Raw genomic sequence first — 17,946 nt, 5'->3', positions numbered from 1 at the left:
CGATCCTCGGTACAGTACGGACATGCACTCCGCCGTGTCCGACCACGTCCTCGCCGACCTCGCCGACGTCGTGCTGCGGATCTCGCGGGAGATCGACCCGCACGGTGCCGGGGCGCTCGAGATCGTGCCGCTCACCGGGACCGAGGCGCTCGTGATGCGCTGGGTCGACCGCAACCCCGGCACCTCACCGAGCGCGACGGCCGAGGCGACGGCACTCAAGCGCAGCAACCTCAGCGTCGCGCTGCGGTCCCTGGTGGAGAAGGGGATGGTCGAACGTCGGCAGGACCCGGACGATGCGCGGACCGTGCAGCTGCACTCGACCGACGTGGCACGGGAGAGCATCGGGCGCCTCCGCGCGCACTGGGCCGGCAAGCTCCGCGACGCGCTCGGCGACGACGACGCCGGGTTGCCCGGGGCGCTCGCTCTGCTCGACCGGATCGACGAGGGGCTGCGCGGGGTCTAGTCCTGCGGGGCGTCGTCCTCGATCGGCAGCAGCCGCCGAGCGCCGTGGCCTTCGTCGCCGAGCGTGTCGCCCGGGTTCACGACCGAGCACGCCCCGAGCGAGACGCAGCCGCACCCGATGCACTGCGTCATCTCCTGCTGCAGCCGCTCGAGTTCGAGCTGACGGGCCCGCAGCCGTGCGCGCCACCGCTCGTTCAGCCGGTTCCAGTCGCGCAGGGACGGCATCCGGTCGGCCGGCAGCGTGCCGAACTGCTCGGCGACCTCGCTGAGCGGGATGCCGAGGCGCTTCGCCACCTGGATGATCGCGATCCGCCGTTCGACGTGTCGCGGGTACATCCGGGTGCCGCCGTCGGTGCGCTCGGGCCGGATCAGGCCCTTGCGCTCGTAGAAGTGCAGGGCCGACGCGGCGACGCCGGTGCGTCGGACGATCTCGCCGATCGGGAGCAGGTCGGTCGGGCGGGGTGGCTGGATCTCGACCATGGTCGAGATCCTACGGTGGATCTCGACGCGACGAACGGGCGGACGGGAGGCCCGTGGCGGGCCCGCCACGGGCCTCCCGTCCGTCCGCTGGCCACGTCTACCGCTGCTGGAACGACTCCCAGAGCAGGAACGCGGTGAACATGACGAACGGCGTGCACGCCACCACGTTGAGCCAGCGGTGTTCGACGACCACCGCGACGAACTCGCGCAGGAACGCGCTCGGCACGTAGTACGGCGCCGTCCGCGAACCGACCACCTGCGCCGGCAGGTCGAGCCGGCGGGCCAGGGTGGCGGCGCGGAGCACGTGGTAGTTGTTCGTGACCACGACGACCGGACCGTCGCGCCCGGCCTCGGCCTGCACGGCGCGCGAGAACCGCAGGTTCTCGCGGGTGTTGCGGGACTCGGTCTCGGGCCGCACGTCGTCGGGGTCCGCACCGTTCGCCAGTAGGTACTCCGCCATCGCGAAGCCCTCGGCGCGCGGTTCGTCGTCGCCCTGCCCGCCGGAGGGGATCAGCAGCGGCCGACGCCCGGCGGCCCGTTGGGCACGGTACACGACGAGTGCGCGGTCGAGGCGGCTGCGGAGCAGGGGCGGCACCTCACCGCGGATCAGCCCGGAACCGAGGACGACGATCGTGTCCGGCACGGTGCCGTGACGCATCCGGCCGTAGACGACGGAGTACACGGCGAACGCGACGAGGGACACGGCGAAGTACCCGCAGACGAACACCATCAGCACGGCGACCGCGATCCGCGTGCCGTCCCAGAGCGTGAACCCCTCGCCGCTCGCGGACACGAACAGCGCGATCGCCACCGCCGGCAGCACGAACACCAGCACCCCCGCGACCAACGACAGGGTGTTGCCGAGACTGCGCCCCTCGGAGCGGAGCATCCGGAACCCGTTCGCGATGAGGGCCACACCGAGGACGGCCACCGCGAGCGGGACGAGCAGCAGCACGGTGCCGACGACCAGGCTGAACCCGGGGACCACGAGCGTCAGTGCGGTCACGGCCGTCGCGAGCGCGAAGAACGCGGCGGCCGTCAGGAACACGCCGTTCCGGAGCATCCGCGGATCGCGGCGCCGTCCCAGGGCGTACAGCAGCAGGAAGACCAGCGCGAAGCAGGCCGGCACCCCCACGGAGGTCATCGGTCGGCCGAACGGAGCGCGGTCATGCGCTCACGGTACCGGCCGCGGGGTCAGGCGACCGCGCGGCGGATCAGGTCGGCGACGGTCGCCTCGTCCGCCTCGGAGAACTCCGGCGTGATCGCCCACGACGTCGGCCAGAACGTCCCGTCGTCGAGTGCGGCAGAGTCCTGGAACCCGAGCGTCGCGTACCGGGCCTTGAACTTCGCGGCGTCCTGGAAGAAGAACGCCGCCTTGCCGTCCTGGTAGTACGCGGGCATGCCGTACCAGAGCTTCGGCGCGAGGTCGGGCGCGACGTCGAGCGCGATGCGGTGGATGCGTTCCGCGAGACCGCGGTCTGGCTGGGGCATCTCGGTGATCTTCGCCTCGACCGCGGCGGCGTCCGCTGCCGCCTTCTCCGCCTTGGTGCCCTTCGTGCCTCGGGTGCGTTTGACCTCGGCGGCGTGCTCCTGCATCGCCGCGCGTTCCTCGTCGGTGAAGGTGCCCTCGGTCTTCGTCGTCCGTGCCATGGTGGTGCCCTTCCGTGTCGGTGCGTCGATCATGCACCCGATCACGCTCGTGGCGCTCGTGGCGCTCGTCCGATCGCGCTCGTTGCGCTCGTTGCGCTCGTCCGATGGCGCTGGTGGCAGGCTCGGGCCATGACCTACATCGCCAGCGACGACCGCTACGACTCGATGACGTACCGCCGCACCGGCCGCTCCGGGTTCGACCTGCCGCTGCTCTCCCTGGGGTACTGGCACAACTTCGGTGACGACGTGCCGTTCGAGACGCAGCGCGCGATCAGCCGTCGAGCCTTCGACCTCGGCATCACGCACCACGACCTCGCGAACAACTACGGCCCGCCGTACGGAGCCGCCGAGGTGAACTTCGGGCGCCTGATGCGTGAGGACTTCCGGCCGTACCGCGACGAGATGGTCGTGTCGACCAAGGCCGGGTGGGACATGTGGCCGGGGCCGTACGGGCAGGGCGGCGGTTCGCGGAAGTACGTGCTCGCCTCGCTCGACCAGTCCCTGCAGCGGACCGGCCTGGACTACGTCGACGTCTTCTACTCGCACCGACTCGACGCCTCGACCCCGCTCGAGGAGACGATGGGCGCACTGCACACGGCGGTCCAGCAGGGCAAGGCGCTCTACGTCGGCATCTCGTCGTACGACGCGGAACGCAGCCGCCAGGCCGCCGCGATCCTGCGCGACCTCGGTACCCCGCTCCTCATCCACCAGCCGTCGTACTCGATGCTCAACCGCTGGATCGAGACCGAGGGGCTGCTCGACGCCGCCGGCGAGCTGGGCTTCGGCGTGATCGGGTTCACCGCGCTGGCGCAGGGCCTGCTCACCGGCAAGTACCTGGACGGGGTGCCGTCTGATTCCCGAGCCGCCGCCGGCAAGTCGCTCGACGCGTCGAGCATCACCCCGGAGGTCGTCGGGCACCTCCGGGCACTGAACGACGTCGCCGCGGCTCGTGGACAGTCCCTGGCGCAGCTCGCCCTGGCCTGGGCGCTCCGTGACGAGCGGGTGACCTCACTCGTGATCGGGGCGTCGAAGGTGTCGCAGCTCGAGGACAACGTCGCGGCGCTGGCGAACACCTCGTTCACCGACGAGGAGCTCCGCACCATCGACGAGCACTCGGTCGGCATCACCGACGTCGACCTGTGGGCGGGAGCGCGTGCCGGCGAGGTCTCCTGACCGCGGACCTACGAGCGGTTCGGTCCCGCGCCCACCGGGGTGCGACCGCGCAGTCGCTCGCGGCTGAGCGCCGGCAGCGCGAACCCGGTGTCCCGCTCGAGCACGTGGGTGCCCGGCGCGACGATCGCGTCGATCGCGTCGAGCAGCCCATCGTCGAGGACGATCTCGGACGCCTGCACGTAGGCATCGACGTGCGACACGGTGCGCGGCCCGATCACCACCGAGGACACGTCCGGGTGGGTCAGGGCGAAGGCGACCGCGAGCTCCGACACCGTGAAGCCGGAGTCGTCGGCCAGGCGTCCGAGCCGGTCGGCGACCTCGAGCTTCCGACGGTTCCGCGGGGCGCCGATGTCGTACGCGTCCGGGTGCTCGTCGACGTGCGGTGAGCGTGGTTGGACGGTGCCGTTGCGGTAGGTGCCCGCGAGCCAGCCGCCCGCGAGGGGTGCTCCGGCCAGGACCCCGAGACCGAAACGACGGGCGACCGGGAACACCGTGCGCTCCGCCGTGCGGGTGAGGATCGAGTAGGGCACGTGCGTCGCGGTGGCGCTCTTCGACCCGGACCGGAGCCACTGCGCCTCGACGAGCTCCTCGGCCGGGAACCCGGGGAGGCCGAAGGCTCGGATCTTGCCCTGTGCCACCAGGTCGGCGAGGGCGTCGAGCGTCTCGTCGAGCGACGTCGCCGGGTCCGGCAGCGCCGGCTGGTACAGGTCGATGACGTCGGTGCCGAGTCGCTGCAGGCTCCGCTCCACGGCACGGAACATCCACCGCCTCCCGTTGCCGCGGTGCGCCGGGTCCTGGTCGACCGGGGCGCCGAACCGCACCGACAGGAACACGTCCTCGCGCCGTCCGGCGATCGCCGCGCCCACCGCGGTCTCGGCCAGGCCCGCGCCGTCGGCGTCCGAGACGTCGACCGACGTCACGCCGCGGGTGAGCGCCTCGAGCACGAGGGTCACACCGGCCGACGGGTCGTGGGCCGCGACGCCGGCGACGGCACGCGTCCCCAGCGTCAGCGAGCTGACGGGCGCCCCCGTGCGCCCCATGCGTCGCTGTTCCATGCGCGCCACGATATGGGCCGTGCGGGCCGCAGGACGGTCCGGTGACGAAGCATTACCCCTGGCCCTGACCGGAACGGTTGGTACGATGGGCGCAGTTCTGAAACACGCAGTGTGTATCTACCGGCCGCCGGCTCCCCGGCGGACAACGGCGGCACCCGATGGGTCCGCCCCCACCGAACCGGGCCGGGCCGAGAAGGCACACCCCCATGCTCCACACCAGTCCCACCCCGTCCGCGCCCGCCCCGGAGCGCACGGACACCGCGACCGCCGGAGACGCCTCGCTCGTCTCCCTCGCCGGACGCTGGTACTTCCCGGTGGCGTTCATCGCCCGCCTGCCGTTCGCCATGATGGTCGTCGGGGTCCTCACCCTCGTCGTGGCCGCGCGTGACTCCGTCGCCCTCGGTGGCGTCAACTCCGCCTCGGTCGGCATCGGTGCCGCGGTGTTCGGACCGATGGTCGGCGCCGCCGCGGACCGGTTCGGCCAGCGTGCCGTGCTCGTCCCCGTCGGCCTCGTCAACGCGGCGCTGCTCGGCGCGTTCCCCTTCGTCGTCAGCGGCAGCGCGCCGGACCTCGCCGTGCTCGCGATGGCGTTCTGCATCGGGGCGTCCGCGCCGCAGGTCGCGCCGATGTCCCGGACCCGGCTCGTCGCCATCATCGCGCAGCGCATGCGACCGGCCCGCCGCGAGAAGACCCTCAGCGGCACGATGGCGTACGAGTCCGCCGCCGACGAGACCGTCTTCATCATCGGCCCGTTCCTCGTCGGCATCCTCGCCAGCGCGATCGCACCGTGGGTCGCCGTGGCGGGCGCCTCGGCCCTGACCTTCGTGTTCGTGACCGCCTTCGCGCTGCACCCCACCGGCAAGCTCGTGCTCGGGCAGCACGAGGAACTGACCCAGGCCCCGGCGCGCCAGCTCCTGCGTCCGCGGCTCGTCGTCGTGGTCGTCGGGATCCTCGGCATCGGCCTGTTCTTCGGCTCGACGCTGACGTCGCTGACGGCGTTCATGGAGACCCACGGCGAGGCGTCCCAGGCCGGCCTGCTCTACGGCCTGATGGGCATCGGTTCGGCCGGACTCGCCCTCGGGTCCGCAGCGTTCCCGCGGTCGTTCGGCCTCGGCTGGCGCTGGCTCGTGTTCGGTGTCGTCCTGCTCGGCGGCGCGATCGCGTTCTCGCAGGCCGACTCCGTCGTGGCGGCCGGCATCGTCCTGGCGATCATGGGCGTCGGCATCGGCCCGACCCTCGTCGCCCAGTACAGCCTCGGGTCGGACCGTTCACCGGTCGGCCGGTCCGCGACCACGATGACGATCCTCGGATCCGCCGTGATCGTCGGGCAGTCGATCGCCTCCGCCATCACCGGCGACCTGGCGGAGCAGCACGGCACGTCCGTCGCGATGGTGCTCCCCGCGGCCTCGGCAGCGGTCGTCGTGCTCGCGGCCGTCGTCAACCTGCTGCTGCGGCGCCGCACCGCCGCCTGACGATCAGGACTCGGTGTCGTCGACCAACAGGTCCTCGTGCCGGTAGTCGTCGGCACGCAGCCCGGCGCGGGCGATCATGTGCGTCGAGACGGGCACCAGGAACAGCTGGAACACCATGATGGGCAGGACGACCCAGAACGCCGTCCAGGTCCCCACCGCGACGACGATCGCGGCCAGCCCGAACGCCAGCCCGAGCACCTGCGGCTTCGCCATGGCGTGCAGGCGGACGAGCGGGTCCGGGAAGCGCACGATGCCGACGCCGGCGCCGAGGGACAGCAGCGAACCGATGAGCAGGAGGGCGAGCGCGATCCACGCCCGCACGCCGGCGCCGTCGAGGAACGCCTGGATCATCTCGGTCACGACTGCTCCTCTTCTTCGGCGGCGTGCTCGGGGGTGGTGACGCTCAGGCCTTCGTCCGACGGGTCCGACGACGGCGTGACCGCTCGGGCCACGGCGACGGTGGCGAACACGCTCGTCGCCGCGATCACCACGAGCACGGGGATCCCGGTCAGGTCGCGCCGGACCACCATCGACGCCGCGATCACCACGAGCACGGTCGTCAGGACCATGTCCGATCCGATCATCCGGTCGAGGATCGTCGGGCCGCGCACGATCCGGAACACCGCGAGCGCGAGGGTGGCGCCGAGCAGGGCCAGGACCAGGGCGATGCCGATCCCCATGACGACGACGGCGGCGCTCATCGGGTGACCTCCGGCAGCGGTTCGGACAGTTCGGAGACGTCCTGCTTCGAACCGAGGGCACGGATGACCATGGCCTCGATGCTGAGGGCCTCGCGACGGGCGGCCTCGACCTGTTCGACCCGCTCGGTGTCGAGCACGTGCAGCAGCAGGCGCCGACGGCGGAGGTCGACGTCGGCGACGTACGAGCCGGGCACCAGCGAGATCGCGAGGGTCGCCAGCGTGAAGGTCATCTCGGCGGTGGAGTGCAGCTGCACGAGCGTGATGGAGCTCCGGCGGACACCTCGCGGGCGGAACGCGACCCAGGCGACCCGGAACGACGCCGTGATGACGAGTCCGGACCACACCACGAGGAACCGGACGGCGTGCACGATCGAGAACCGGGCCGACAGCGGGACCGGCGGGAGCGGCAGCGCCTGGGTGACCAGGAGCGCCACCACGATGCCGCAGAGCAGGGTCAGTGGTGTCCACGAGCCCCAGAGCAGGGCCCACAGGACGGTCAGTCCGGCGACGAGCGGGACGTCGTACCGCCACGCCACCGCGATGCGGCGGGCGTTCGCGACGTGTCGGGTGTCGGTGTTCACCGGTCACCCCCGAGGACGGCCTGCACGTACCGGTCCGGCGACTCGAGCGACTCCGCTGCGCGGCTCGCGTACCCGTAGAGCGGGCCGGCGACCACGGTGAGGGCGACGGATCCGAGGACCGCGACCGTCGTCACACCGACGAGCATGCGCGGCAGCCGGACCTTGGTCGGCGCTTCGCCGACCGTCTCGGTCGACCCGGTGGCCGGACGGGAGGCACTGCTCGCGTGGGGTGCGTCGGTGACCGTCACCGAGCCTCCTGGGTGGAAGGCCTCACCCGTCTCCTCGGAGACGGTCAAGGGGGCGGGTTCCGGCGACCGCAGGGCTGCGTGCGGTTCGGCGGTCGTCGCGTGCGGCGCCGCGGCCTCGGCCGCGGGCTTCGGCCGCCAGAAGGCGGCGTCCCACACGCGCATCAGCGCGTACAGCGTGAGGAGCGACGTGACCACGCCGGCGGCGATCGTGACGTACGCCAGCGGGGAGCCGTCCTCGGCGGCGGCGCGGAACAGCCCGAGCTTGCCGATGAAGCCGGAGAACGGGGGGATGCCGCCCAGGTTGAACGCCGGGATCAGGTACAGCGCGGCCAGCAGCGGCGCGGCCTTCAACAACCCGCCGAGCGACCGGGTCGACGTGGTCCCACCGACGCGTTCCATCAGGCCGGACACCAGGAACAACGTGGTCTGCACGACGATGTGGTGCACCGTGTAGAACACCGCGGCCGCCGTCCCCGCGACCGTCCCGAGCCCGACACCCATCACCATGAAGCCGATGTGGCTGATGAGCGTGAAGGACAGCAGGCGCTTGACGTCGGTCTGCGACACCGCGCCGAGCACCCCGACGACCATCGTCAACACCGCCACCACGAGCAGCACGTTGTTCAACTGCGGCCCGGGGAAGATCACCGTCTCGAGGCGGATGATCGCGTAGATGCCGACCTTCGTCAGCAGGCCGGCGAAGACGGCCGTGACCGGGGCAGGGGCGGTCGGGTACGAGTCCGGCAGCCAGAACGCCAGCGGGAAGACCGCCGCCTTGATGCCGAAGCCGATGAGCAGCATCGTGTGCAGGAGCAGCTGCACGTGCTCGGGCAGATCGGCGACGCGCTCGCTGATCTGGGCGATGTTGACCGTGCCGGTCGCGCCGTACACCAGGCCGATCGCGGCGAGGAAGATCGCCGACGCGATCAGGCTCGTGACGATGTACGTGGTGCCGGCCCGGACCCGCTGCTCGCTGCCGCCCAGGGTGATGAGCACGTAGCTCGCCACGAGCAGCATCTCGAACGCCACGTACAGGTTGAACAGGTCGCCGGCGATGAACGAGTCGAGCACGCCCGCGGCCAGCACGAGGTAGGTCGGGTAGAAGATCGTGACCGGGGCTTCACCGTCGTCGGCTGCGAGCCCCTGGCCGATCGAGAACAGCAGGACGATGAGCAGCACGCTGGCGCTCACCGTGAGGAGCAGGGCGCTCAGGCGGTCGACCACCAGCGAGATGCCGTACGGGGCGTCCCACCCGCCGACCTGCACGACGATGGTGCCGTGGTGGTCGACGAGCACCATGAGGGTCGCGGCGACGGCGAGTGCGACGACGAGCACCACGACGGTGATCGCTCGCTGGAGCTTCTGGTGCCGCAGGAGGCCGAGTGCGACGGCTGCGCCGAGCAGCGGGACGAGGACGAGGAGCGGGACGAGCCAGGTCATCGGTTCACTCCGTCCTGGTGCGGTTGGTGTTCGTGCGGATCGTCGGCGTCCTCGGGGGACTTCGGGTCGAAGTCGGCTTCCGGGTCGTCGTCGGGGTCGTCGCGCGTGCGGCCGATGGCGACGTCCGCTTCGTCGACCTCGACCTCGTCGGCACGGGACAGCTGCCACGAGCGGTGGATGAGGGCGAGCAGGAACGCGCTGACGGCGAAGGTGATGACGATCGCGGTCAGGGCGAAGGCCTGGGGGAGCGGGTCGGTGATGCCCTCGGCGGACTTGCCGATCGGCGGGTTACCGGCGGCACCGGACATCACCAGCAGGAGCAGGTTCAGGGCGTTGCCGAGCAGCAGGAAGCCGAGCAGCATCCGGGTCAGGGACCGTTCGAGCAGCAGGTAGACGCCGCAGGAGAACAGCACGGCCATCGCGATCACGAGGACGAGGGTGACGGTCATGTGGCGCTCCCTTCCGGGGTGGGGGCCTCGAGGGTGTCGCGGACGGACCCCTCGGTGGTGTCGCGGGTGGGCGCCCCGGCATCCTCGAGGCGCTGCCGGTCCACCTCGGCGCCGAGGCTGCGGAGCACGTCGAGCACCAGGCCGACGACGACCAGGTACACGCCGATGTCGAAGAACGTCGCGGTGACGAACTCGACGTGGCCGAGGATCGGGACGGTCGCCTCGAAGAACTCGGAGTACAGCGCTTCGCGGCCGAAGAACAGCGGCACGATCGCGGTGATCGCTGCCGTCGCGACACCGAGTCCGAGCAGTCGACCGGCACGGACCGGGGCGGCGGCGCCGAGTTCGGCCGGGCCGCCCGCCAGGTAGCGGGCCGCCAGCGCGATGCCGGCGACGAGGCCACCGGCGAAGCCGCCGCCGGCCGCGTTGTGCCCGGCGAACAGCAGGTAGACCGACAGGACGATGAGCCCGTGGAACAGCAGTCGGACCACGACGTCGAGGAGTGCCGAGCGGCCGGTCGGGATGGCGGCGCTCGTCGGCAGCCAGGCGCGCGGCTCGCCGTCGGTGCGCTGACCGTCGGCCGTCAGCTTCTCCGGCAGGTCACGGAGCCGGGGCAGCGTGTCCTCGCGGGAGTTCACGAAGATGAGGCTCGCGACGCCCGTTGCCGCGGCGACGACGACGGTGAGCTCACCGAGGGTGTCCCAGCCGCGCAGGTCGACGAGGGCGACGTTCACGACGTTGAGGCCGTGCCCGAACGAGCTCGTGAGCGCCGGCAGGTCCGGCCAGATCGGGTCGGCGGTGCGCGCCGAGGCGGCGACGATGACAACGATCGCCAGCGTGAGGCCGGCGAGCCCCGCGAAGAGCGCACGAACGATGCGGAACCGGCTCGGGTTCGTCGTCGCGATGCGCGGGGGGAGCCGCCGGAGCACCAGGACGAACGCGATGAGGGTGACGGTCTCGACCACGAGCTGCGTGAGCGCGAGGTCGACCGCGCCGTGCAGGACGAACAGGACGGACATGCCGTAGCCGGTCACGCCCACCAGGACGGCGGCGGCGAACCGGGTCTTCGCGGTGAGGACGGCGATGGCGCCGACGGACATCACGATGACGACCGGGATCTGCCCCCACGAGTCGGAGAACCGGACGTGGAACTCCCACGGCCCGCCGAGCACGAGGTTCGCGAGCGCACCCGCCACGAACACCGACAGGATCACCGTCAGGTAGTAGGGGAGCGACCCCCGCTGCACACCGGCGGTCAGGCCCGTCGCGAACCGGTCGAGGCCGCGCATGAGGTGCCGGTAGGTGCCCGAGGCACTCGGGAACCCGGCGAGCTGGTGCTGCAGCGCCTCGACCGGACGTCGGAGGGCGAACAGTGCGAGACCGCCGACCAGGGTGACGGCCGAGATGCCGAGCGCCGGTTCGAGGCCGTGCCAGAGCGCGAGGTGGGGGACTTCCTCGCCGGGGAGCGAGGCCGCCGTCGCGGCGGGCTCGATGCCGTGCGCGACGACCGGGGTCAGCAGGCCGAGGGCGAGACCGGTCAGCGCCAGGATCGACGGCACCACACCCAGGCCGTGCAGGGCGTGCGGTTCCGTCTGGGCGACGTCGGGCTTGCGGGCGAACGCTCCCCAGAAGAAGCGGAGCGAGTACGCCACGGTGAGCACCGAGCCGAGCGTCACACCGACGAGGGCGAACCAGGCCCAACCGGCGTCGGGGCCGTGCAGCGACTCGGTGAACCCGGTCAGCACGGCTTCCTTGGCGACGAAGCCGATCGTCGGCGGGATGCCGGCCATGGACACGAGCGCGAGGGCGGCCACGACGGCCAGCCACGGCGCCTTCCGGCCCAGGCCGCTCAGGCGCCCGAGGTCGCGGGTGCCGGTGGTGTGGTCGATCGCCCCGACGACGAGGAAGAGTGTGGACTTGAACGCGGCGTGCGCCACGAGCAGGGCGACCCCGCCGAGCGCCACCGCGGGCGCGCCCCACCCGGCGGCGAGCACGAGGAACCCGAGCTGCGCGACGGTGCCGTAGGCGAGCAGGAGCTTGAGGTCGGTCTGGCGGAGCGCTCGGTAGCCACCGATGAGCATGCCGAGGACACCGAGCACGGTGATCGTCTCGCGCCAGCCGTCGAGCAGTGCGAACGCCGGAGCGAGCCGGGCCACGAGGTAGATGCCGGCCTTCACCATCGCTGCGGCGTGCAGGTACGCGCTGACCGGGGTCGGAGCTGCCATGGCCGCGGGCAACCAGAAGTGGAACGGCACGATCGCCGACTTCGTCAGCGCGCCGAGCAGGACGAGGACCACCGAGACGGTGACGATCGGTCCGGTCGGCGGGGCGGCGATGATGCCGGAGAGCGAGGTCGTGCCCGCCGTGACCGACAGCATGACCAGACCGGCGAGCATCGCCAGACCGCCGGCGGTGGTGACGACGAGGGCCTGCATCGCGGCCGCACGGCTCGCACGCTTGTCGGCGTCGTGTCCGATGAGCAGGTAGGAGAAGACCGTGGTGGCTTCCCACAGGACGAAGAGCACGATGACGTCGTCGGCGAGGACGAGCCCGAACATCGACCCGGCGAAGGCGGTCAGCACGCCCGCGAACCGGCCGATCCCCGGTTCGTCGTGCCCGAAGTACGAGGCGCAGTAGACGAGCACGAGGGCCCCGACGATCGACACCACGAGCGCGAGCACCCACGACAGGGCGTCCATCCGCAGCGTGATCTCGAGGTCGAGCTGCGGGACCCACCGGTGCCGTTCGACGACGCTGCCGTGCAGGGCCGCGTCCGTCTGCAGCACCGTCAGCACGGCGGCGGCTGCGGGCGCGAGGGCGGCCACGGTGAACACGCGGCGGCCGAGGACGGGGGTCAGGGCGGGGACGATCAGGGCGACGATCGCGAACGCGACGAGGACGAGGACCATCGGGCACCTCCTCGGGGTCGGGCTGCAGTCCGGCTCACTGGGCCCTCACAGCCTACGAAGAGTGGGATGTGGAGAACCTGTGCGACCGGACAGCCTGCTCGCGCTCGGTTCACACTGTGAACACCACTCTGCCCGTGCTCCCGGCGGGCTGTCCGGCCCACGTCGCCTCGACGTCCGCCAACCGCACGGCCGTCGCGTCCACCCGGACGGTGCCGTCCGCGATCGCACTGACGATGCCCGAGAGCTCGGCGACGAAACCGGCACGCCCGACCGACCCCTGCCCGCTGCCGACGATCGTCAGGCCCGAGGCGCGCAGTGCCGCGGACGGGATCGTCGCCTCGTGGCCCGCGGTGGAACCGATCGCGATCCAGTCGAGTCGGCGACCCGGTTCGGTGCGGGCGGTGACGACGGCGCGCATCACGTCGGCCGCGGGCTGGCCCCAGACGTAGTCGATGACCACGTCGACGTCGGCTGCCGCTGCGCCGAGGGCGTCGACGTCGGCCAACGGCAGCACGACGTCGGCGCCGAGGGCGGTGAGCGCCGCCAACCGCTCCGGGTTGCGCCCGCTCGCGACGACGTGTGCGGCACCGAGGTGCTTCGCCACCTGCACCGCCGCGGTGCCCGAGGCCCCGGTAGCGCCGAGCACGAGGACGCGGCTGCCCGGGGCGAAGTCGATCCGCCGGCGCAGGGCCACCCACGACGACAGCACCGGGTTCACGCCGGCGGCCACGGTGACCGGGTCGGCACCGTCGGGCAGGACGACGCTCGCCCGCGGGTCGACCGCGACGCGCTCGGCCATGGTGCCGCGGGTGTCGCTCGCGACGGCGACGTAGCGGAGCGTGCCGTCGGGGAACCGGGCGACGCCGTCGACGCCGGGGACCAGGGGGAGCGCGCCCTCGCTGGTGTAGTGCGAACCGTCGGCCTGCGAGCGGACCCGCGGGTGGAGACCGGCCGCGACGACGTCGACGACGACCTCGCCGGGTCCGGGAGTCGGTTCGTCGAACTCCTGCCAGGTCGGGGCGTGGCCGAACTCGGTGACGACTGCTGCGTGCATGGTGTCCTCCATTTGCTTCGTGTTACGAACAAAGTAGTTCGCATCACGAAGCTCGTCAACTAGGCTGGAGTGGTGCAGGAGATGACCGAGGACGAGCAGCTCGTCGATGCCCTGGGCGAGGCCGCGTTCCGGACGATGGGGCCGCTGACCGGGCTCGCGGCCGATGCCGGGCTGTCGCTGACGCAGCTGCGGGTCCTCGCGATCCTGCGTGACCGTCGTCTGCGGATCGGTGACCTGGCGCAGTACCTGGGGCTCGAGAAGTCGACGATGACCGGGTTGGTGGCGCGCGCGGAGAAGAAGGGACTGCTCGCACGGCAGCCGAACGCGGACGACGCCCGCGCGGTGGACGTCGTGATCACCGACGCCGGTCTCGAGGTGGCGCGCTCGCTCGAGGGCGCGATCCGCGATGCACTGCTGCCGCTCACCGCCCGGTTGCCGGAGCGGGACCGGCGGCAGCTGCGCGCACTCCTGGAGCGGATGCTGCGCTGAACCCTCAGCGGCCGTGCGCGCGTGCCGGGATCTGTGTCGCGAGCTTGCCGCCGGAGACGTCGAGCAGGGTGCCGGTGACGTAGCCCGAGGCGTCGCTCGCCATGAAGACGAGCAGGTCGGCGACGTCGTCCGCGGTCTCCCACCGGCGCAGCGACAGGGTGTCGAGCAGGCGGTCCTGGGCCTCGGCCGGCATGGTCGCGAACCCGTTCATCGCCGTCGGGACCATGCCCGGCGCGTACGCGTTGACGGTGATGCCCCACGGGCCGAGCTCCGACGCCAGCACCCGGGTGAACGAGACGACCGCGGCCTTGGACGCCGCGTAGGCAGCGCTGCCGACACTCGGGACGATCGCGGCGAACGAGGCGGCGTTGATGATCCGCCCCCGCCCCGCGGCCTGCATCACCGGCGCGACGGCCTGGCTCATCAGGAAGGTGCCGCCGAGGTTGACGTCCATGCACCGGCGCCAGGCGTCCCACTGCAGTTCGGCGACGGTGCCCTCGACGTTGATGCCGGCGTTGTTCACGAGCACGTCGATCGTGCCGTGCCGGGTGACGACCTCGTCGACGGCGGCCCGGACCGAATCCGGGTCGGCGACGTTGCACACGACGTGGTCGAGCGGGAAGTCGGGTTCGAAGGCCAGGTCGAGGGCGACGACGCGGCACCCCTCGGCGACGAAGCGATCGGCGAGCGTGCGTCCGATCCCGCGTGCTGCGCCGGTCACGACCACCACGCGGTCGGTCAGGTCGAGGTGCATCGTTGCTCCTGTCGTCGGTTGCTGCAATAGGCATACTATTGCAGCATGGCGAAGCAACGGGTGCTCTGGGTCACCGGCGGCGGCAGCGGCATGGGGGCCGCGAGTGCCGAGGCCGCTGCGCGCGACGGGTGGACGGTGGTCCTGAGCGGGCGGCGCGTGGACCGGCTCGAGCAGGTCGCGGCGACGATCACGGCCTCCGGCGGCACGGCGGCGGTCCTGCCCCTCGACGCTGCCGATCCCGCTGCCGTCGCGTCTGCGCGGGACACCGTGCTCGAGCGGTTCGGACGACTCGACGCGGTCGTGCTCGCCGCCGGGCTGAACGCGCCGCGGCGCCGGTGGGACGACCAGTCGTTGCCGGACTTCCGCGCGATCGTCGACACGAACCTCACCGCGGTGGTCGCGGTCGTCGACGCCGCACTGCCTGCGCTCCGCGAGTCCGGCGGCGTGGTCGTCGTGGTGTCGTCCTACGCCGGGTGGTCCTTCCAGCCCGGCGCCGGCGTCGCGTACTCCGCCTCGAAGACCGCGCTCGGTTCGGTCGTCCGGAGCCTCAACCAGCAGGAGGCAGACCACGGGGTCCGGGCGACGCACCTGTGCCCCGGTGACGTCGCGACCGACTTCCTCGACCAGCGGCCGTCGGTGCCCGACGCCGCCGCACGATCGGTGATGCTGCAGCCGGAGGACATCGCCCGCGCGGTGTCGTTCGTGCTCGAGGCGCCGTCGTACATGCGCGTCGACGAACTCGTGGTCAGCCCGGTGTCCCAGCGGTGACCAGCACGTTCGACCGCGTCCTCGACCAGATCGGTGCCGCCGTCGTCGCCGGCGCCATCGCCGTGGGTAGCCGCCGGAGCATCGACGACCTGGTGGCGTCGACCGGGGCCAGTCGCAGCATCGTCCGCGAGGCCGTCCGCGTCCTCGTCGCCCTCGGCCTGGTCACCGCGCGGCGCCGGGTCGGCGTGACCGTCCTCGGCGTGCTGGAGTGGGACGTCCTGGATCCGCGGGTCGTGCGGTGGCGCCTCCGGGGCCCGGACGGTGACCGCGTGGCGGTCGAGCTCCGCGAACTCCGCGCGGCGGTCGAACCCGCCGCAGCCGCCGCAGCAGCCCGGCGGGCGCCCCTCGACGAGTGCGCGGACCGACGGGAGGCGCTTCGCACCACCGCGGACGAGCTCGCGGCCGCAGCGGCCCGCGACGACCGCCTCGACTTCGTGGCCGCGGACGTGCGGCTCCACGCGCTCGTGCTCGACCTGTCCGACAACACGCTGTACCGACGCCTGCACCGCGTCGTGGGCCAGGTGTTGCGCGAACGCGGGAGCATCCGCCCGGACCGGCACGACGTCGGCCTCCACCTCGCGCTCGCCGCTGCCGTCGTCGACGGCCACCCGGACGACGCGGCCGCGGCGATGCGGGCGATCGTCGAGCGCACGTGAGCGGTGCCCCGCCGACCTGGGAAGATGGAGTCCGGTGCGCTCCTCCGGCGCCCGTGGAGGGTGAGCGTGGACGCAGCACAGGACCTGGTCGTCCAGCTCCTCGGCACCCCGTGGACGTTCGTCGTGGTCGGCCTCGTGCTCGCCGTCGGCAGTGTCGCGGTCTTCCTCCCCAGCCAGGCGCTCGTCGTCGCGGTCGGCACGCTCCTGGTGGGCGGTGACGGCGGCCTCCTGCCGGTCCTCGTCCTCGTCGTCGCGGCCTCGATCGGCATGGTCCTCGGCGACCTCGGGTTGTACCACCTGGCGCGCTCGGTCGACCTCGGCTCGAGGTCGTGGTTCGCGCGTCCGAAGGTCCGTAAGGCCCGGGACGCCATCGACGGCCGCTACCGTGCCGCTCCCGGGCGCATCGCGGTCCTCGGACGCTTCATCCCGATGGGCCGGCTGACGACGAACCTGGTCGGCGCGGACAGCGGGCTCGACGTTCGGCGGTTCCTGGTCAGCTGCGTGCTCGCCGACGTCGTGTGGGCCGCGTACTGCGTCGGCATCGCGGCGGCCACCGGGCGCTGGAGCCGCGAGCAGCCCTTCCTCGTCACGACCCTCGCGGTCGTGGCGTCGATCCTGCTCGGCCTCGCGATCTCGGCGATCGAGAAGGCCGTGCGACGACGCAGCGAGGCGGCGGCTGCGGCCTGACGAACGTAGGGTGGGGACACCGTTCGAAGGAGAACCCGTGCTGCTCGACGACCTCGTGCCGGACCCTGACGCGCTCGAGCGCATCGCCACCGGCAGCACCTGGGCCGAGGGGCCCTGCTGGATCCCGTCGTCCCGCACCCTGCGCTGGTCGGACATCCCCGGCGACCGGATCCTGCAGTGGCACGCCGACTCCGGCGATACCTCCACGTACGCCGCGGGCGTCGAGTTCACCAACGGCCGGACGATTGACCGCGACGGCAGCGTCGTCCAGTGCTCGCACGGACTCCGGCGGGTGGAGCGCGACCGCGACAGCGTCGTCACGCCGATCGTCGACGCCTGGGCCGGCGTGCGGTTCAACTCGCCGAACGACGTCGTCGTCGCCCGGGACGGCAGTGTGTGGTTCACCGACCCGGCCTACGGCATCACCCAGCCGCGCGAGGGTCACCCCGGCGTGCGCGAGTACGGCGACCACTGGACGTTCCGGTGCGGACCGTCCGGTGAGGACCTGCGCCCCGTCGCGACCGACGTCGACGAGCCGAACGGACTCGCCTTCGACCCGTCCGAGCGGGTCCTCTACATCGCGAGCTCGTCGGGGGACGAACCGGTCATCCGCGCCTACGACCGCGTCGGTGACGGCGGCGACCTGCTCAAGAACGGCCGGGTGTTCGCGCGACTCGAGCCGGGCGAGGGCGCACCGGACGGCATTCGGGTCGACGAGCACGGCAACGTGTGGTCGTCGTCGCACCGCGGCGTCGTGGTGTTCGACCCCTCCGGCGAGCGGATCGGCGAGGTGGCCGTCCCCGAGGTGACGTCGAACCTGTGCTTCGGCGGCGACGACGGCACGACGCTGTTCCTGACGGCGACGACGTCGGTCTACCGGATCGCCACGACGACGCGGGACGCTGCCGTATCCTGACT

General features: G+C 72.1%; 20 protein-coding genes. 8 read left to right on the top strand and 12 right to left on the bottom strand.

Annotated elements, in window-relative coordinates; all coding sequences use genetic code 11:
• Positions 1–22 precede the first annotated feature (22 nt).
• The gene (locus EDF31_RS00970) at positions 23–463 is read left to right on the top strand and encodes a MarR family transcriptional regulator (protein ID WP_243649787.1); all 441 of its coding nucleotides are present in this window, start codon (positions 23–25) and stop codon (positions 461–463) included.
• On the opposite strand, the gene soxR is transcribed toward EDF31_RS00970, so the two are convergent.
• From soxR to EDF31_RS00955, 3 genes are all read right to left on the bottom strand, one after another.
• The gene (gene soxR, locus EDF31_RS00965) at positions 460–942 is read right to left on the bottom strand and encodes a redox-sensitive transcriptional activator SoxR (RefSeq protein ID WP_111085894.1); all 483 of its coding nucleotides are present in this window, start codon (positions 940–942) and stop codon (positions 460–462) included. The genes EDF31_RS00970 and soxR overlap by 4 nt on opposite strands.
• Before the next feature lie 97 nt (positions 943–1,039).
• Entirely contained in the window at positions 1,040–2,086 is a 1,047-nt protein-coding gene (locus EDF31_RS00960) for a YdcF family protein (RefSeq protein ID WP_131844857.1), read from the bottom strand.
• A gap of 50 nt (positions 2,087–2,136) precedes the next feature.
• On the bottom strand, positions 2,137–2,592 hold the full coding sequence (locus EDF31_RS00955) for a DUF1801 domain-containing protein (RefSeq protein ID WP_131844856.1): 456 nt from the start codon (positions 2,590–2,592) through the stop codon (positions 2,137–2,139).
• A 129-nt stretch (positions 2,593–2,721) separates the two neighbouring features.
• Between EDF31_RS00955 and mgrA the strand changes: the two genes are divergently transcribed.
• Positions 2,722–3,765, top strand: a complete 1,044-nt coding sequence (mgrA, locus tag EDF31_RS00950) for an L-glyceraldehyde 3-phosphate reductase (RefSeq protein ID WP_131844855.1) — start codon at positions 2,722–2,724, stop codon at positions 3,763–3,765.
• 8 nt (positions 3,766–3,773) lie between these two features.
• Here the strand turns inward: mgrA and EDF31_RS00945 are convergent, their stop codons facing one another.
• On the bottom strand, positions 3,774–4,820 hold the full coding sequence (locus EDF31_RS00945) for an aldo/keto reductase (protein ID WP_123294602.1): 1,047 nt from the start codon (positions 4,818–4,820) through the stop codon (positions 3,774–3,776).
• Between the two features lie 206 nt (positions 4,821–5,026).
• On the opposite strand from EDF31_RS00945, the gene EDF31_RS00940 reads away from it, so the two are divergent.
• The gene (locus EDF31_RS00940; protein ID WP_131844854.1) at positions 5,027–6,292 is read left to right on the top strand and encodes an MFS transporter; all 1,266 of its coding nucleotides are present in this window, start codon (positions 5,027–5,029) and stop codon (positions 6,290–6,292) included.
• Positions 6,293–6,295: 3 nt separating this feature from the next.
• Here the strand turns inward: EDF31_RS00940 and EDF31_RS00935 are convergent, their stop codons facing one another.
• The 7 genes from EDF31_RS00935 to EDF31_RS00905 all read right to left on the bottom strand — a co-directional run bounded on the left by EDF31_RS00935 (position 6,296) and on the right by EDF31_RS00905 (position 13,674).
• On the bottom strand, positions 6,296–6,643 hold the full coding sequence (locus EDF31_RS00935) for a monovalent cation/H(+) antiporter subunit G (protein ID WP_243648940.1): 348 nt from the start codon (positions 6,641–6,643) through the stop codon (positions 6,296–6,298).
• 5 nt (positions 6,644–6,648) lie between these two features.
• Positions 6,649–6,993, bottom strand: coding sequence for a sodium:proton antiporter (locus EDF31_RS00930; RefSeq protein ID WP_131844853.1), 345 nt, complete (start codon positions 6,991–6,993; stop codon positions 6,649–6,651).
• Positions 6,990–7,574 carry a Na+/H+ antiporter subunit E gene (locus EDF31_RS00925; RefSeq protein WP_131844852.1) on the bottom strand — a complete coding sequence of 195 codons (585 nt, stop codon included), beginning with the start codon at positions 7,572–7,574 and terminating at the stop codon, positions 6,990–6,992. Before EDF31_RS00925 ends, EDF31_RS00930 begins: the two co-directional genes overlap by 4 nt.
• Entirely contained in the window at positions 7,571–9,262 is a 1,692-nt protein-coding gene (locus EDF31_RS00920; RefSeq protein ID WP_131844851.1) for a Na+/H+ antiporter subunit D, read from the bottom strand. The genes EDF31_RS00925 and EDF31_RS00920 overlap by 4 nt, the downstream gene beginning before the upstream one ends.
• Entirely contained in the window at positions 9,259–9,711 is a 453-nt protein-coding gene (locus tag EDF31_RS00915; RefSeq protein ID WP_243648937.1) for a Na(+)/H(+) antiporter subunit C, read from the bottom strand. The genes EDF31_RS00920 and EDF31_RS00915 overlap by 4 nt, the downstream gene beginning before the upstream one ends.
• Positions 9,708–12,620 carry a Na+/H+ antiporter subunit A gene (locus EDF31_RS00910; RefSeq protein WP_131844850.1) on the bottom strand — a complete coding sequence of 971 codons (2,913 nt, stop codon included), beginning with the start codon at positions 12,618–12,620 and terminating at the stop codon, positions 9,708–9,710. Before EDF31_RS00910 ends, EDF31_RS00915 begins: the two co-directional genes overlap by 4 nt.
• Positions 12,621–12,729: 109 nt before the next feature.
• Positions 12,730–13,674, bottom strand: coding sequence for a zinc-binding alcohol dehydrogenase family protein (locus EDF31_RS00905; RefSeq protein ID WP_131844849.1), 945 nt, complete (start codon positions 13,672–13,674; stop codon positions 12,730–12,732).
• 81 nt (positions 13,675–13,755) lie between these two features.
• On the opposite strand from EDF31_RS00905, the gene EDF31_RS00900 reads away from it, so the two are divergent.
• Positions 13,756–14,163: a MarR family transcriptional regulator gene (locus tag EDF31_RS00900; RefSeq protein ID WP_111085883.1), complete on the top strand. Its 408-nt coding sequence runs from the start codon at positions 13,756–13,758 to the stop codon at positions 14,161–14,163.
• Positions 14,164–14,167: 4 nt separating this feature from the next.
• On the opposite strand, the gene EDF31_RS00895 is transcribed toward EDF31_RS00900, so the two are convergent.
• Positions 14,168–14,917 carry an SDR family NAD(P)-dependent oxidoreductase gene (locus EDF31_RS00895; RefSeq protein ID WP_131844848.1) on the bottom strand — a complete coding sequence of 250 codons (750 nt, stop codon included), beginning with the start codon at positions 14,915–14,917 and terminating at the stop codon, positions 14,168–14,170.
• Between the two features lie 45 nt (positions 14,918–14,962).
• On the opposite strand from EDF31_RS00895, the gene EDF31_RS00890 reads away from it, so the two are divergent.
• From EDF31_RS00890 to EDF31_RS00875, 4 genes are all read left to right on the top strand, one after another.
• Positions 14,963–15,685 carry an SDR family NAD(P)-dependent oxidoreductase gene (locus tag EDF31_RS00890; RefSeq protein ID WP_131844847.1) on the top strand — a complete coding sequence of 241 codons (723 nt, stop codon included), beginning with the start codon at positions 14,963–14,965 and terminating at the stop codon, positions 15,683–15,685.
• Complete coding sequence (locus EDF31_RS00885) at positions 15,682–16,341, top strand: FCD domain-containing protein (protein WP_131844846.1); 660 nt, start codon at positions 15,682–15,684, stop codon at positions 16,339–16,341. The genes EDF31_RS00890 and EDF31_RS00885 overlap by 4 nt, the downstream gene beginning before the upstream one ends.
• 66 nt (positions 16,342–16,407) lie before the next feature.
• Complete coding sequence (locus EDF31_RS00880; RefSeq protein ID WP_165901283.1) at positions 16,408–17,028, top strand: VTT domain-containing protein; 621 nt, start codon at positions 16,408–16,410, stop codon at positions 17,026–17,028.
• 37 nt (positions 17,029–17,065) lie between these two features.
• Positions 17,066–17,944 carry an SMP-30/gluconolactonase/LRE family protein gene (locus tag EDF31_RS00875; RefSeq protein WP_243649785.1) on the top strand — a complete coding sequence of 293 codons (879 nt, stop codon included), beginning with the start codon at positions 17,066–17,068 and terminating at the stop codon, positions 17,942–17,944.
• Positions 17,945–17,946: the final 2 nt, after the last annotated feature.

It is taken from the genome of Curtobacterium sp. PhB142, from assembly GCF_004341255.1.
Classification (GTDB): Bacteria; Actinomycetota; Actinomycetes; order Actinomycetales; family Microbacteriaceae; genus Curtobacterium.
Note: the sequence above shows the minus strand (reverse complement) of the source record. Positions and strands in the feature narration are given on the sequence as shown.